This window comes from Roseateles sp. P4_D2 (genome assembly GCF_056401875.1).
This window is the reverse complement of sequence record NZ_JBFUIM010000002.1, coordinates 131,709-144,681: the sequence shown is the minus strand read 5'-3', so window position 1 is coordinate 144,681 and position 12,973 is coordinate 131,709. Positions and strand designations below refer to the sequence as shown.

The following is a 12,973-nucleotide window of genomic DNA, read 5'->3' as shown; positions in this document are numbered from 1 at the left end:
CGACAGGCCATGCGCGTTCGCCGAATGGGCTTATGAGCTGGCCGCATCAGTCATGGCCAGCGCCGCTCAGGGCGACCCGAGCACGCGGCAGGCGAGGTCGGTGTCCATGTACTCGGTCACCTCCTTGAGCCGGCCGGCCTGCAGGCGGAACACCATGCAATAGTGGTTGTTGTAGGCCTCGCCCGCGTGGGTCTGCACCTCGCCCTGGCATTGCACGACGACATGGTCGCCATCGGCGATGAAGCGCTGGGCGCGGCTGCGGTAGCGCGTCGCAAAGCGCTGGAACAGTGGCTGCAACAGCTGCCCGCGCACCACGTCGCGGCCGGCCCAGCGGCGCGACCAGGGAGAGACGCCGGCGATGGTCCAGCTGAAGTCCTCGTCCATGGCGGCAACGAAGGGGGCGCCGTCGCCATCGGCCAGGGCGGCGTAGATGGATTGCAGCAGGGCCTTGTTGGCGGTGGGCGTGTCGATGTCGGTCATGGCTTGATTCCGGGGTTGAGGGGCTTGAGGGGATCACGCGCCGGGCGTTGGCCGGTGGCGATCCAGTCGTCGTAGAAATCCAGCTTCTGGTCCAGCGCGGTCAGGGCCTCCTGCCAGCGCGAGATCGTCGCCAGCACGTCGGCGCGGTGGGCGGCGAGCATGTCGCGGCGCGCCGCCAGGCTCTTGCGGCCCTGGGTGACCAACTCGGTGTAGCGGCGCATCTCGGCGATGGACATGCCGGTGGTGCGCAGCCTCTCCATCAATTCGAGCCAGGCGACGTGCTGCTCGCGGTAGCGCCGCCAGCCGCCTGCGTCCCGCGCCACGCCGGGCACCAGGCCCTGGGCCTCGTACCAGCGGATCGCGTGGACAGATTTGCCGCAGCGCGCCGCCAGGGCGCCAATCAGCAGCAGGGGAGGGTCGGCCAGGGCTGTCATGTGGCCATTGGACGACCTAGAGTGCGCTCTAAGTCAAGCGCCATCGTCATGAGCACACCGCCACTCGACCTCGCCCTCCAACGCCTGCGTTCCGCGGCCCGCCCGGATCAGCTCGAAGGCATGGCGCGCTTCGGCCTGACCGGCGAGGGGCGCCTGGGCCTGGCCGTGCCGACGCTGCGCGCGCTGGCCCGCGAGTTCAAGCGCGACCACGGGCTGGCCCTGGCGTTGTGGGACACCGGCATCCCCGATGCCCAGATCCTGGCCGGCATGGTGGCCGAGCCGGCGAAGTTCACTCTGAAGCAGATGGACCATTGGGTCGCCGACATGCGCGCCTGGGATGTCTGCGACCAGGCCTGCACCAATGCCTTCGTCAAGAGTCCGCTGGCCTGGGATGCGATCCCGCGCTGGGCGGCGCGCGAGCCCGAGTTCGAGAAACGCGCCGGCTTCACGCTGCTGGCGGTGGCCGCGGTGCATCAGAAGCAGCGGCCGGATGCCGACTTCATCGCCCGTTTGCCGCTCATCGAAGCCGCGGCTGATGACGAACGCAACTTCGTCAAGAAGGCCGTCAACTGGGCGCTGCGGCAGATCGGAAAACGCAGCAAGGCGCTACGTGAGCCTGCGCTCACTGTGGCGGAGCGGCTGTGCCAGCGTGACGAGAAATCGGCGCGCTGGATAGGCACCGACGCACGCCGCGAGCTCAGCCGGGGCGCTGGCTAGCTGCCCAGCTGCTCCTCGATGGAGCGCGTCTTCTCGTTCGGCGAGTCGCCGCTGTGCAGCGTCGTCTTGCGCTCCACCAGCATCAACAAACACTCCTCCTCGGCGACGGGACAGTGCTCCACGCCGCGCGGCACGACGAACATCTGCCCGGCTTCCAGCGTAACGGCACCATCGCGCAGCTCGATGCGCAGCCGGCCGCGCAGGATGTGGAAGAGCTCGTCCTCGTCGGGGTGGCGGTGCCAGCCGAAAGTCCCCTGCACCTTGGCGACCTTGACGTAGTTGTCATCGAAGGCGCCGACGACGCGTGGCGACCAGAACTCGGTCAGGCTGGCGGCGACGTCGACAGGGCTGACAGCGGCGTGAGCGGAGGCGGGGGCGTTGGACATGGCGCGGGCATCGGCGAAGAGAGGGGGGCGCCAGCGTAGCCCGACGGCGCTGGCCGTGACCGTGAGGGGACAACGACTGGGTCATAAATCGACTCTGACCCCAGTTTTGCTCCCTCTTTGGTGGGAGAGCCGGGGGATGTGCCGGGGTGGTCTCCCCCCTCGCTCCACCCTCCGGGTGATGTCCGCAAAAGGGCTGGGCGCCGATGCTGACGGCATGGCGTTGAACACCACGCCGAGCCTTCAGATCACGGAGCCCTCACCATGCAATTCTTCAGCTCGTCGCAGTCGCCCTGGTCCAACTCCAAGCTGCCCGTGGCCATGCCCGCCCGGTCACGCACCGGGGTGGCAGGCGGCAAGCCGGAAATCTGCGGCTGGTATGACTCCAGCTTCGACCTGGCCACCGGCCTGGAAGTCTGCGAGCAGGACAACGACACGCTGTACCAGCTCTGGCAACTCTCCCAGAACTAAAGCGTGCAGGCCAGCTGGGTGCCCTGCAGGATGGCCCGTTTGGCGTCCAGCTCGCCCGCCTCCAGCGCGCCGCCGATCAGGTGGACGTTGACGCCAGCGGCCTTCAAGGGCGCCTCGAGTTCGCGCAGCGGCTCCTGGCCGGCGCACAGCACGATGGTGTCCGCCTCGATCAGCTGGGCATCAGCCCGCTTCTCGCCATAGCTGACCCACAGGCCCTCGGGCGTGATCTGCTCGTAGTTGACGCTGGCCAGCATGTCGACGTTCTTCATCTTCAGCGCCGCGCGGTGGATCCAGCCGGTCGTCTTGCCCAGGCCCGCGCCGGGCTTGCCGGCCTTGCGCTGCAGCAGCGTGATCTGGCGGGTGGGCGCCTCGGGAGCCGGCCGCAGCAGACCGGCACGCACCTGTTCCGGATCGCCCACGCCCCAGTGGCGGCGCCAGGCCGCCGGGTCCAGCGTCAGCGAATGGCCGGCTTCCAGCAGGTATTCGGCCACGTCGAAGCCGATGCCGCCCGCGCCAACGATGGCCACGCGCCCGCCCACCGGCTTGCCGTGCCTCAGCACATCGATATAGCTCAGCACCTGGCCGCGCGCCTGGCCTTCGTCCTGGCCCTTGATGCGCGGGTTGCGCGCGCTCACGCCGGTGGCCAGCAGCACCTCTTCAAAGCCCTTCAGGTCTTCGGCCGAGGCCCGACAGTTCAGCTTCAGTTCGACGCCGGTGATCTCGATGCGGCGGCGGAAATAGCGCAGCGTCTCGCTGAACTCCTCCTTGCCCGGAATGCGCTTGGCCATGTTGAACTGGCCACCGATCTCTGCCGCCGCGTCGAACAGCGTCACCGCATGGCCGCGCTCGGCCAACGTCGTCGCCGCGGCCAGGCCTGCGGGGCCGGCGCCGACGACAGCAATGCGCTTCTTCGCGCCATTCACCGGCTTGATCACGATCTCCTGCTCGTAGGCCGCCCGTGGGTTGACGAGGCAGGTCGAGATCTTCTGCGCGAAGGTGTGGTCCAGGCAGGCCTGGTTGCAGGCAATGCAGGTGTTGATCTCGTCCGCCCTGCCCTGGCGCGCCTTCTTGACGAACTCGGCATCGGCCAGGAAGGGCCGGGCCATCGACACCATGTCGGCGCTGCCATCGGCCAGCACGCCTTCGGCCACCTCGGGCGTGTTGATGCGGTTGCTGGTGATCAGCGGCGTCGCGATGCCTTCCTCGCGCAGCTTGGCGCGAAGCTTTGCCGTCACCCAGGCAAAGCCCGCGCGCGGCACGCTGGTGGCGATGGTCGGGATGCGCGCCTCGTGCCAGCCGATGCCGGTGTTGATGAGAGTGGCGCCGCCCTTGGCGACGCGCCGACCCAACTCCACCACCTCCTCCCAGCTGCTGCCGCCCGGCACCAGGTCCAGCATGGACAGGCGGTAGATGATGATGAAGTCCGGCCCGACGGCCTCGCGCATGCGCGCCAGGATCTCCAGCGGCAGCCGCATGCGGTTCTCGTAGCTGCCGCCCCAGTCGTCGGTGCGCTGGTTGGTGTGTTCCACCAGGAACTGGTTGATGAAGTAACCCTCGGAGCCCATCACCTCCACGCCGTCGTAGCCGGCCTCGCGGGCCAGCTTCGCGCAGCGGATGAAGGCACGGATCTGGCGCTCGATGCCACGCGAGCTGAGCTCACGTGGCGTGAACGGGCTGATCGGGCTCTGGATACGCGACGGCGCCACGCACAGCGGCGAATAACCATAGCGGCCGGTGTGCAGGATCTGCAGCGCGATCTTGCCGCCCTCGGCATGCACGGCGTCGGTGATGATCTTGTGGCGCCGCGCCGCGCCCGAGGTGGCCAGCGTGCCCGCGAAGGGCTTGGCCCAGCCTTCGATATTGGGCGCGAAGCCGCCGGTGACGATCAGGCCCACCTCGCCACGGGCCCGTTCGGCGAAGAACACCGCCATGCGCTCGAAATGCTTGCGCCCATCCTCCAGCCCGGTGTGCATGCTGCCCATCAGCACGCGGTTCTTCAGCGTCGTGAAGCCGAGGTCCAGGGGCGCGAGGAGATGGGGATAGTTCATGGCGGCGGATGCTAACCAGCGACACCCCCCAAGAATTGGAGTGCTCTCCTCACCTCAGCATTGGGGCAGACCCTCCCCTCAGCAACAGTTCTTCACCCACCGCTAGATGGTGGAAATCGTGACATCCTCGGCTTGAGTTCTAATCGCGATCCGCGTTCTTGGCCGCACTCTTGTCGATGAGTGCCCGGCGGTTTGGTTTTTTCGGAGAGTTCTCGATGCGATTCACCCCCTGGGCCACCCGGCTGGTCCTGACGCTGAGCCTGTCGGCCACTGCTTTCCTGACCGCCTGCGGCGGCGGTGGCGGCGGCAGCAGCGATACGCAGGTCCGCCTGCTCAACGCCACGCGTTCCTACAGCGCACTGTCGTTGTCGGTCAACGATGTCAAGATCAATACCGGTGTGGCTTATGCGAGCGTGGGCGAGTACGCCAAGGTCGACACCGCCAACACCGCGACCAAGGTGCTGGCCGACCCCGTGGGTACCAGTGTGTCGGCCCTGACGCCCACGCTGACTTCGGGCACCAACTACACCTTCATCACCTACGGCTTCGCCGGCGCCATCCGCACGACGCTGCTGCAAGAGGCTGAGACGGCGCCCGCCGCCAGCAGCGCCAAGCTGCTGGTGCTGAACCTGGCCCCCGATGCCGGCGCGATGGACGTCTACGTGACGACTGCCACCGACGACATCAACTCCGCCACCGCGCTGACGACCAACCTGCAGGGCGGCGCCGGCAGCGGTTACATCACGCTCAACTCGGGCACCTTCCGCGTGCGCGTGACCGGCTACAACAAGCGCACCGACCTGCGCCTGGACATCCCGGCCGTCACGCTCGACTCGGCCAGCGTCAACACGCTGATCCTGACGGCCTCCGATGGCGGCGTGCTCGTCAATGGCATCACGGTGGTCCAGAAGGGCGCCGTCAAGAACTTCGCCAACACCCAGAGCCGCGTGCGCACTGTCGCCGCCCTCACCGCGGGTGGCACGGTGGGCTCGTCCCTCAACGGCCAGCAGATGTTCAGCAGCGCCATCAGCCCGCTGATCAGCGACTACGTGACGACCGCCTCGGGCGCCAGCACGCTGTCCACCCAGGTCAACGGCGCCCCGGTCAGCTTCACCGCCCCGACCCTGGCCGCCGGCAAGGACTACACCTTGCTGGTCTGGGGTGACGCCGCCGCGCCCAAGATGTCGGTGCTGGACGACGACAACCGCCTGCCCACCGTCAACGGCAACGTGAAGATCCGCTTGGTCAACGCCCTCGCCGCCCAGACCTCGGGCGTGTCGGTGAACGTCGACTTCAGCGCCATCGCGTCCAACGTGCTGCCCGGCACGGCCTCGGTGCCCAACAGCATCTCGTCGACGACGGCTTCGCAGGTGGACGTGACGGTGCCGACGACGTCCTCGTCGATCTACACCAACGCTGCGCTGGCCTTCCCCGCCAACAGCGTGTGGACCTTCTTCGCGGTGCCCACCACGACGACGCCCGGCACGGCGACCTCGCCGGTGCCCTTCATGAGCGCCCTGCCCAAGCGCGAGCGCCCGTAAGCTCTCCCCGTGCATAAAGCCCCCGCGGCCACCGGCCCCGGGGGCTTTTTACTTTTTGGCGCTTTCCGGCCCGCGCGAAGATGGCGCCATGTCCGCGCCGACCCGCCTTCACCTGCAGCGCCTGCGCCTGCTCTGGCGCAGCGCGGGCTGGCCCAGCCAGGACCTCGTCGAAGTCGAGCTGCTGGCCGCGGGCTGGGTCGAGCGCCTGCAGGAGCCAGGCGGCCGCGAGCGCCTGCGTGTGACCGACACAGGCGTCGCGCTGATCGCCGATTCACTGACCCGAAACCGCACCGCCCGCGACGCCCACGAGACCCTGGTCGAGCGCGTTGCCCTCGAGATGCAGCGTGCCGGCCGCATCGCCTGGCGCGGCCTCACGCTGCGCGCCGGGCTGCCCGGCGAAGAGGGCAAGACGCTCTGGGTCAACGCCATGCCCGACGTCTATTCCATCCGCCACAGCACGGTGGAGGACTACCTGGAACCCGCCATCCACGAGATCAAGGTCAGCCGCGCCGACCTGCTCGGCGAGCTGCGCCGCCCGGCCAAGTCCGCGGCCTACCGGGCCCTGTGCGGCCAGTGCTGGTTCGTCATCAAGGCGGGCATCGCGGTGCCCGAGGAGATCCCGCCCGACTACGGCGTGCTGATCGGCCATGGCAGCCACCTCGAGCTCGCGCGGCCGGCGCCCAAGCGCGCTTGCAAGCCCGACTTCGCGACCTGGATGGCGCTGGCGCGCGCGACGCCGCTGGCGCCACCGGAAGACCCCCAGTCCCACCTGGCCTGAGGCCTGCCCATCATCCCGCCAAGGGAGGGAGGCGCCCATGATGCGCGGATTGACGGAGGGGCTGGCCGTCCTGCGGGATGGCCGGTTGGGCGCTCGCCAGGAAAGCCCGCCCGGCGCGGCCCTCTACGGCTCACAATCCGCTTCATCCCCAACGGCCAGATGACCCGATGGCGACTGCCAAGAACACCGTCCCGACCGACGACAGCAGCGAGGCCCGCTTTGCAGCGCGGCCCGAGGTGCACATGGCCGATTGCGGGGCGCTCGCCGCGCGGATGGCGCTCAAGGAATGGTGTTCATGAGCGGCACCCTGCTCGACACGAACTGCCCGCGCTGCGGCGGCGGCTTCGAGTGCGGCGCGGCATCGGGCCCGGCCGGCCACTGCGCCTGCTTCGGCATCCGGCTGACCGAGAGATTGCGCACCCAGCTCATTGAGCAATACAGCGGCTGCCTGTGCCTGACCTGCCTGCGCGAGCTGATCGAGGCCGACGGGCGCCGTCACCCCGTGATCGGCTCGGCCAAGGCCTCGGGCTGACCGGCAGCGGCCACCTCGGCCAGATAGCCCGCCAGCCGGGCCGTGTCGCAATGCACCGTCAACGCGCTGACGCGCCCCCAGCGCAGCTCGAATTCATGCATGCCGCGGTTGCGGCCCTCGCGGCCGCCGGGCAGCTGGAAACGGTCGCGCCAGGCCACGACGGCCCGCGTGCGCCAGGGCCAGCCGCTGACCCAGACGCCGTCCACCTCGAAGCGCAAACCCGGCAGCAGGCGCTGCAGGCGTGAATACCAGCGCGTCGTCGCGGCCAGGTCACGGCGCTCGCCACCCAGCGCGTGGTTGCCAACCATGCTGTGGCAATGCTGCGCCGCGAACTGGCCCGGAATGCCCTCATAGCGCCCCGCGTTCAGCGCCGCAAAGGCCGCCAGCAGCTTGCGTTTGACGATGGCGTGGTACATGGCCGCTCTCCTTCTTGAGCCGTCAAGCTGCGCGCACATCGCATGATCTTGACGGTGTAAAGATTAAGCCAGTATCCACCTTGATCTTGCTGGTGGCAAGATGCGGTGCATGACCAAGGCTGCGCCGACCCGACCGCCCTCCGGCAAAGACGAAACCAAGCCAGTGCGTGCGCCGCGGGCCGCGAAGGTCGCGGGCCAGCTCGCCGCCGACCGCCCGCCGCGCCCGCGTGCGAAAGCGGCTGGTGCCTATCACCACGGTGAGCTGCGCGAGGCGCTGCTGGACGCGGCTGAGGCCCTGCTGGCCCAGCGCGGCGCAGCGGCGCTGAGCCTGCGCGACGTGGCCCGTGGCGCCGGCGTCTCGCATGCGGCGCCCTATCACCACTTTGCCGGCCTGCCCGAGCTGCTGGCCACACTGGCGGCGCGCAGCTTCGAGCAGCTGGGTGCGGCCATGCAGGCGGGCGTCGACGCCCACCCGGCCGACGCGCGCGAGCAGCTTTTGGCCATCGCCACCGCCTATGTCGACTTCGCCCGGCGCCGGCCGGCGCGCTTTCGCCTCATGTTCGGCCCCGTGCTCGCGTCGCGCCAGCAGCACCCGGGCCTGGATCGCGCGGCGGAGGCGTCGTTCCGCGTGCTGCTGGACGCAGCCACCCGCTTCGACGCGTCGGCTGGCCCGCTGATCGCGCTGACGGGATGGAGCCTGGCCCATGGCCTGTCACATCTGAGCCTGGACGGGGCCTTCGCAGGCTTGCCTTTGCCCGGCCCGCTCCCGGAGCCGGTGGAACTGGTGAGACTGATGTGTGCAATGGTGTTAGCCCCTCGACCAGCCTCGCTGCGCTGAACGCGCGCGACCTGGTCGGTCCCCCGCGGGGACGGTGATGCTCGCGGCATTGAGCCGCGAGCACATCACCAAGCGGGCCGGCTCGGGAGCGGCCCAGCGCTCGGCCCGAACACGCCGTCGTTCGATGAGCGAGGCATGATCGGTCTCCCATGACCGCCCTCGACCGCCTCGCCCCACCCCTCTTCATCTTCATCTGGGCCACCGGCTACATCGTCGCCAAGCTGGCGGCGCCGTATGCCGACCCGCTGACCTTCCTGAGCTGGCGCTATGCCGGCGTGGTCGCGCTGATGCTGGGCCTGGCTTTTGCCGCGCGGGCGCCGTGGCCGTCGCGCCGCGACATGGCCCACCTGGCCATAGCCGGCCTGGGCATCCAGGCGCTTTACCTCGGCGGCGTCTGGGTCTCCATCCGCCAGGGCCTGCCGGCTGGCACGGCAGCGCTGATCGTCAACCTGCAGCCGGTGCTGGTGGCGGCGGCTGCGCCGCTGATCGGCGAGCGTGTGGCACCGCGGCAATGGGCGGGCGTGGCCCTGGGGCTGGCGGGCGTCGTCCTCGTCATCTGGCACAAGCTCAACCTGGGCACGAGCTACGGCCCGCCGCTGCTGCTGTGCCTGATGGCCCTGCTCGCCATCACCGGCGGCACGCTGTACCAAAAGCGCTTCGTGCCGCAGTTCGACCTGCGCACCGGCCAGGTCGTGCAGTTCGTGGCGGCCCTGGCCGTCACCTGGCCCCTGGCCTGGTGGCTGGAGCCGATGCGCATTGAATGGAACGCCCAGGTACTGGTCGCCATGGCCTGGAGCATCCTCGTGTTGACGGCCGGCGGCATCAGCCTGATGTTCTACATGCTGCGCCATGGCCGCGTGACGGCGGTGTCAAGCACCATGTATCTGGTGCCCTCTGTCACCTCGGTGATGGCGTGGTTGCTGTTCGGCGAGACACTCGGCGCACAAGCCATCGCCGGCATGGGTGTGACGCTGCTCGGCGTCTATCTCGTCGTCGCGCAGAGGAAAACGGAGACGCCCGCATGACCCCCCGAGCACATCACAAGTTCTGGCCCGTCCGCGTGGCGCATGCCATCGAGCCGCCGGCCACGGCCCTGCCCGACAACCTGGCGGTCAGTGCGCGCCGCTTCCCGCATCGGCCGGCGCTGGTCTTCCTGGGCCAGACGACCACCTACGCCGAACTGGCCGCGCAGGTGGCGCGCCTGGCCGCCTGGCTGGCCGAGCGGGGCGTGAAGAAGGGCGACCGCGTGCTGGTGGGCCTGCAGAACTGCCCGCAGCTCGTCATCGCGCACTACGCCGTGCTGAGCGCGAACGCCGTCGTCGTGCCCGTCAACCCGATGAACAAGGCGGCGGAGATCAAGCATCTGATCGAGGACAGCGGCGCCGTGCTCGCCATCACCAGCGCCGACCTGAGCGCCGAGTGGCTGTCGGCCGGCATGCCGGCCCAGGATCTGCTCGTCACTCGACTGGCGGAGGTGCTGCCTGGCGGGCATTCCGATGGCGCTGGCCTGCCCACGGGTTGGGCCGACTGGCTCAACACCGACATCGCCCTGCCCGCCGGCACCACCGCCTGGGCCGACGCGCTGGCCTGCACGGCCGCGCCGCCGGCCCTGGAGGTGGGCGCCGACGACCTCGCCCTGCTGCCCTACACCAGCGGCACGACGGGCCATCCCAAGGGCTGCATGCACAAGCACCGCAGCCTGCAGCACAACATCTTTGCCGGCGGCCTGTGGGCCAATGTCAGCCACGAGGACGTGGTGCTCGGTGTCGTGCCCATGTTTCACATCACCGGCATGGTCGTCATCATGCACGGCACGCTGGCGGCCGGCGCCTGTCTGGTGCTGATGCCGCGCTGGCAGCGCGAGTACGCCGCCCGTCTCATCAAGGAGCACCACGTCACGCGCTGGACCAACATCCCCACCATGGTCATCGACCTGCTGGCCAGCCCGCAGGTGGACAGCTTCGACCTGAGCAGCATGGTCACCATCGGCGGCGGCGGCGCTTCCATGCCGCAGGCCATTGCCGAGCGGCTGTGGCAGCGCTGGGGCCTGCGCTACATGGAAGGCTATGGCCTGACCGAGACGGCCGCGCCCAGCCACACCAACCCCTACGACTCACCCAAGCAGCAATGCCTGGGCGTGCCCTACATCAGCTGCGACGCGCGCGTCGTCGACCCCGACACGCTCAAGGAGCTGCCGCCCGGTGAGGCCGGCGAAATCATCGTCCACGGCCCCATGGTCTTCGACGGCTACTGGCGCCGCCCCGACGCGACCGCGGCTGCCTTCATCGAGTTCGAGGGCAAGCGCTTCTTTCGCACTGGCGACATCGGCTATGCCGACGTCGATGGCTATTTCTTCATGACCGACCGCCTCAAGCGCATGATCAATGCGAGCGGCTTCAAGGTCTGGCCGAGCGAGGTCGAGAACCTGATGCATGCCCACCCGGGCATTGCCGAGGCCTGCATCATCTCGGCGCCCGACGCCTATCGCGGCGAGACCGTCAAGGCGGTGGTCGTCAAGCGCGCCGGCCATGAGTCACTGACAGCCGACGAGCTGCGCGACTGGTGCCGCGCCAACATGGCCGCCTACAAGGTGCCGGCCCTGATCGAGTTCATGGACAGCCTGCCCAAGAGCGGCGCCGGCAAGGTCATGTGGCGGGCGTTGCAGGAGCGCGAGAAGACGCGTGGGGGCTGATCGGCTTGCGCGTCAGCCCTGTGCCGGGCTTTTACCTAGCCTGCGCGGCAGCGGCGCCTAGGCATTTCGCCCCATGAGCGTTGGCATGCCTTAGACCCAGACTGGAGGGCATCGATCACCGCAAGAGGAAGCGATGCCCAAGCCGACCGCCAACGCCATGGCAAACACGCGGCGTACCGTGCAGTCCTACGAAGCGTATGCGCGCCAGTACGACACGCTCGTCGACGCCGAGCGCCCGCCGCACATCCAGGAGGCGCTGCAGCGTCTGGTGCACTGCCTGCCGCCCGGCGGGTCGGTGCTGGAGATCGGTTCCGGCCCGGGGCGCGACGCGGACTTCGTCGAGGCGCTCGGCGCGGTCGTCCGGCGCAGCGACGCCGCGCAAGCCTTCCTGGACCTGATGGCGGAGCGCGGCAAGGCGGCCGACCTGTTGAATGTCATCACCGACGAGCTCGGCGGGCCCTATGACGGCGTGCTCGCCATGGGGGTGCTGATCTACGTCGACCGCGAGCAGATCGATGCCGTGCTGCGCAAGATCCACGCGGCCCTGAAGCCCGGCGGGGCTTTCCTGGTCGCGATGCGCGAGGGCGAAGGCGAGACGGACGGCGATTGGCACACCGTGTGCTGGACCGGCGAGCGCTTCGCCGCGGCCGGTCTGTCGGTCGCGTGGCAGGCCCTGAGCGTCGGCGGCGACGGCAACGACTGGGTCACTTTCCTGGCCAGGAGGGCGCCATGAGCCGGCGCGGCCTCGCCCTGTTCATCATGCTCAGCGTGCTCTGGGGCATGCCCTATCTGCTGATCAAGGTGGCCGTCGCGGAGGTGCCGGTGCCCTTCATCGTCTTTGCCCGCACGGCGCTGGGGGCGGCGGTGCTGCTGCCATTTGCGCTACGCGGCTCCGGTCTGGCGGCGCTGCGGGCGCACTGGCGCCCCATCCTCGCCTTCGCGGTCGTCGAGATGATCGTTCCCCAGGGTTTGATCGTGCATGGCGAGCTGCACATCAGCAGTTCGATGGCCGGCTTGCTGGTGGCGGCCACGCCCATCATCACGGTGGCGCTGAATCGAATGCGCCGCGATCACGACCGCCTCGGTGCAGGCCGCCTCGCCGGCCTGCTGTGCGGGCTTGCGGGCGTTGCGGTGTTGGCGCTGCCGGCACTCGGCGGTGATCGGCTGTCCGTGCTCGAGGTGCTGCTCGCCGCCGCCTGCTATGCGGGCGGTTCGATGATCGCGGCGCGCTGGCTCGGCGAAGCGCCCGCGATCCCGATGACGACGGCATGCCTTGCCATCACGGCGCTGGCCTATCTGGCCCCGGCCCTGGGCAGCTGGCCCGCCGCCTGGCCCAGCACCCAGGCCACCATCGCGATCGTCGCGCTGGGCATCGCCTGCACGGCGGTTGCCTTCGCGGCCTTCTTCCTGCTGATACGCGAGATCGGCTCGGAGCGGGCTGTCGTGATCACCTACGCGTCGCCAGCCGTGGCTGTCGCCGCGGGCGTGGCACTGCTCGGCGAGCCGCTCGAGGGCCGCATCCTCATCGCCTTCGCCCTCATCCTCTGCGGCTCCTGGCTGGCCACCTCGCGCGGGCCGCGCAGCATGGCGACCGCGTCGCCCGCCAACGGCTAGGCCGCCATACCCAACGATCCATCACGCCC

Annotated in this window: 16 protein-coding genes; 11 read left to right on the top strand and 5 right to left on the bottom strand. The window is 69.3% G+C overall.

What is annotated here, in order from left to right:
• Positions 1–66: 66 nt before the first annotated feature.
• Positions 67–480 (bottom strand): nuclear transport factor 2 family protein, encoded by a 414-nt coding sequence (locus tag AC1DW0_RS04050; RefSeq protein ID WP_477944996.1) that lies wholly within the window; start codon positions 478–480, stop codon positions 67–69.
• Positions 477–914, bottom strand: a complete 438-nt coding sequence (locus AC1DW0_RS04045) for a MerR family transcriptional regulator (RefSeq protein WP_477944995.1) — start codon at positions 912–914, stop codon at positions 477–479. Before AC1DW0_RS04045 ends, AC1DW0_RS04050 begins: the two co-directional genes overlap by 4 nt.
• Before the next feature lie 48 nt (positions 915–962).
• Here AC1DW0_RS04045 and AC1DW0_RS04040 point away from each other — a divergent pair, with 48 nt between their 5' ends.
• On the top strand, positions 963–1,631 hold the full coding sequence (locus AC1DW0_RS04040) for a DNA alkylation repair protein (RefSeq protein WP_457351920.1): 669 nt from the start codon (positions 963–965) through the stop codon (positions 1,629–1,631).
• On the opposite strand, the gene AC1DW0_RS04035 is transcribed toward AC1DW0_RS04040, so the two are convergent.
• Complete coding sequence (locus AC1DW0_RS04035) at positions 1,628–2,017, bottom strand: cupin domain-containing protein (protein WP_477944994.1); 390 nt, start codon at positions 2,015–2,017, stop codon at positions 1,628–1,630. The genes AC1DW0_RS04040 and AC1DW0_RS04035 overlap by 4 nt on opposite strands.
• A gap of 261 nt (positions 2,018–2,278) precedes the next feature.
• Here AC1DW0_RS04035 and AC1DW0_RS04030 point away from each other — a divergent pair, with 261 nt between their 5' ends.
• Positions 2,279–2,485: a hypothetical protein gene (locus AC1DW0_RS04030; protein WP_457351923.1), complete on the top strand. Its 207-nt coding sequence runs from the start codon at positions 2,279–2,281 to the stop codon at positions 2,483–2,485.
• Here AC1DW0_RS04030 and AC1DW0_RS04025 read toward each other — a convergent pair.
• Positions 2,482–4,533, bottom strand: coding sequence for an oxidoreductase (locus AC1DW0_RS04025; protein ID WP_477944993.1), 2,052 nt, complete (start codon positions 4,531–4,533; stop codon positions 2,482–2,484). The two genes, AC1DW0_RS04030 and AC1DW0_RS04025, sit on opposite strands and share 4 nt — an antisense overlap.
• Positions 4,534–4,748: 215 nt before the next feature.
• On the opposite strand from AC1DW0_RS04025, the gene AC1DW0_RS04020 reads away from it, so the two are divergent.
• The 4 genes from AC1DW0_RS04020 (at position 4,749) to AC1DW0_RS04005 (ending at position 7,384) form a co-directional block, all read left to right on the top strand.
• A complete protein-coding gene (locus AC1DW0_RS04020) occupies positions 4,749–6,074 on the top strand; it encodes a DUF4397 domain-containing protein (protein ID WP_056190891.1) in 1,326 nt (441 codons plus the stop codon).
• Positions 6,075–6,162: 88 nt separating this feature from the next.
• Positions 6,163–6,852, top strand: coding sequence for a hypothetical protein (locus tag AC1DW0_RS04015; protein ID WP_457351927.1), 690 nt, complete (start codon positions 6,163–6,165; stop codon positions 6,850–6,852).
• Positions 6,853–7,019: 167 nt separating this feature from the next.
• The gene (locus AC1DW0_RS04010) at positions 7,020–7,151 is read left to right on the top strand and encodes a hypothetical protein (RefSeq protein ID WP_457321046.1); all 132 of its coding nucleotides are present in this window, start codon (positions 7,020–7,022) and stop codon (positions 7,149–7,151) included.
• Complete coding sequence (locus tag AC1DW0_RS04005) at positions 7,148–7,384, top strand: cysteine-rich CWC family protein (RefSeq protein ID WP_457321048.1); 237 nt, start codon at positions 7,148–7,150, stop codon at positions 7,382–7,384. Before AC1DW0_RS04010 ends, AC1DW0_RS04005 begins: the two co-directional genes overlap by 4 nt.
• On the opposite strand, the gene AC1DW0_RS04000 is transcribed toward AC1DW0_RS04005, so the two are convergent.
• Positions 7,348–7,800 (bottom strand): nuclear transport factor 2 family protein, encoded by a 453-nt coding sequence (locus AC1DW0_RS04000; protein ID WP_457321050.1) that lies wholly within the window; start codon positions 7,798–7,800, stop codon positions 7,348–7,350. The two genes, AC1DW0_RS04005 and AC1DW0_RS04000, sit on opposite strands and share 37 nt — an antisense overlap.
• Before the next feature lie 109 nt (positions 7,801–7,909).
• On the opposite strand from AC1DW0_RS04000, the gene AC1DW0_RS03995 reads away from it, so the two are divergent.
• From AC1DW0_RS03995 to AC1DW0_RS03975, 5 genes are all read left to right on the top strand, one after another.
• The gene (locus AC1DW0_RS03995) at positions 7,910–8,638 is read left to right on the top strand and encodes a TetR/AcrR family transcriptional regulator (RefSeq protein WP_477944992.1); all 729 of its coding nucleotides are present in this window, start codon (positions 7,910–7,912) and stop codon (positions 8,636–8,638) included.
• Positions 8,639–8,787: 149 nt separating this feature from the next.
• The gene (locus AC1DW0_RS03990; RefSeq protein ID WP_457388499.1) at positions 8,788–9,663 is read left to right on the top strand and encodes a DMT family transporter; all 876 of its coding nucleotides are present in this window, start codon (positions 8,788–8,790) and stop codon (positions 9,661–9,663) included.
• Positions 9,660–11,330, top strand: a complete 1,671-nt coding sequence (locus tag AC1DW0_RS03985; protein ID WP_477944991.1) for a long-chain-fatty-acid--CoA ligase — start codon at positions 9,660–9,662, stop codon at positions 11,328–11,330. The genes AC1DW0_RS03990 and AC1DW0_RS03985 overlap by 4 nt, the downstream gene beginning before the upstream one ends.
• A 133-nt stretch (positions 11,331–11,463) precedes the next feature.
• Entirely contained in the window at positions 11,464–12,063 is a 600-nt protein-coding gene (locus AC1DW0_RS03980) for a class I SAM-dependent DNA methyltransferase (RefSeq protein ID WP_477944990.1), read from the top strand.
• The gene (locus AC1DW0_RS03975; protein WP_477944989.1) at positions 12,060–12,944 is read left to right on the top strand and encodes a DMT family transporter; all 885 of its coding nucleotides are present in this window, start codon (positions 12,060–12,062) and stop codon (positions 12,942–12,944) included. Before AC1DW0_RS03980 ends, AC1DW0_RS03975 begins: the two co-directional genes overlap by 4 nt.
• Positions 12,945–12,973: the final 29 nt, after the last annotated feature.

What these genes read in the sequence shown, in the direction of transcription:
- AC1DW0_RS04050 (WP_477944996.1), bottom strand. Translation starts at nt 480, where the DNA reads ATGACCGACATCGACACGCCCACCGCCAACAAGGCCCTGCTGCAATCC.
- AC1DW0_RS04045 (WP_477944995.1), bottom strand. Translation starts at nt 914, where the DNA reads ATGACAGCCCTGGCCGACCCTCCCCTGCTGCTGATTGGCGCCCTGGCG.
- AC1DW0_RS04040 (WP_457351920.1), top strand. Translation starts at nt 963, where the DNA reads ATGAGCACACCGCCACTCGACCTCGCCCTCCAACGCCTGCGTTCCGCG.
- AC1DW0_RS04035 (WP_477944994.1), bottom strand. Translation starts at nt 2,017, where the DNA reads ATGTCCAACGCCCCCGCCTCCGCTCACGCCGCTGTCAGCCCTGTCGAC.
- AC1DW0_RS04030 (WP_457351923.1), top strand. Translation starts at nt 2,279, where the DNA reads ATGCAATTCTTCAGCTCGTCGCAGTCGCCCTGGTCCAACTCCAAGCTG.
- AC1DW0_RS04025 (WP_477944993.1), bottom strand. Translation starts at nt 4,533, where the DNA reads ATGAACTATCCCCATCTCCTCGCGCCCCTGGACCTCGGCTTCACGACG.
- AC1DW0_RS04020 (WP_056190891.1), top strand. Translation starts at nt 4,749, where the DNA reads ATGCGATTCACCCCCTGGGCCACCCGGCTGGTCCTGACGCTGAGCCTG.
- AC1DW0_RS04015 (WP_457351927.1), top strand. Translation starts at nt 6,163, where the DNA reads ATGTCCGCGCCGACCCGCCTTCACCTGCAGCGCCTGCGCCTGCTCTGG.
- AC1DW0_RS04010 (WP_457321046.1), top strand. Translation starts at nt 7,020, where the DNA reads ATGGCGACTGCCAAGAACACCGTCCCGACCGACGACAGCAGCGAGGCC.
- AC1DW0_RS04005 (WP_457321048.1), top strand. Translation starts at nt 7,148, where the DNA reads ATGAGCGGCACCCTGCTCGACACGAACTGCCCGCGCTGCGGCGGCGGC.
- AC1DW0_RS04000 (WP_457321050.1), bottom strand. Translation starts at nt 7,800, where the DNA reads ATGTACCACGCCATCGTCAAACGCAAGCTGCTGGCGGCCTTTGCGGCG.
- AC1DW0_RS03995 (WP_477944992.1), top strand. Translation starts at nt 7,910, where the DNA reads ATGACCAAGGCTGCGCCGACCCGACCGCCCTCCGGCAAAGACGAAACC.
- AC1DW0_RS03990 (WP_457388499.1), top strand. Translation starts at nt 8,788, where the DNA reads ATGACCGCCCTCGACCGCCTCGCCCCACCCCTCTTCATCTTCATCTGG.
- AC1DW0_RS03985 (WP_477944991.1), top strand. Translation starts at nt 9,660, where the DNA reads ATGACCCCCCGAGCACATCACAAGTTCTGGCCCGTCCGCGTGGCGCAT.
- AC1DW0_RS03980 (WP_477944990.1), top strand. Translation starts at nt 11,464, where the DNA reads ATGCCCAAGCCGACCGCCAACGCCATGGCAAACACGCGGCGTACCGTG.
- AC1DW0_RS03975 (WP_477944989.1), top strand. Translation starts at nt 12,060, where the DNA reads ATGAGCCGGCGCGGCCTCGCCCTGTTCATCATGCTCAGCGTGCTCTGG.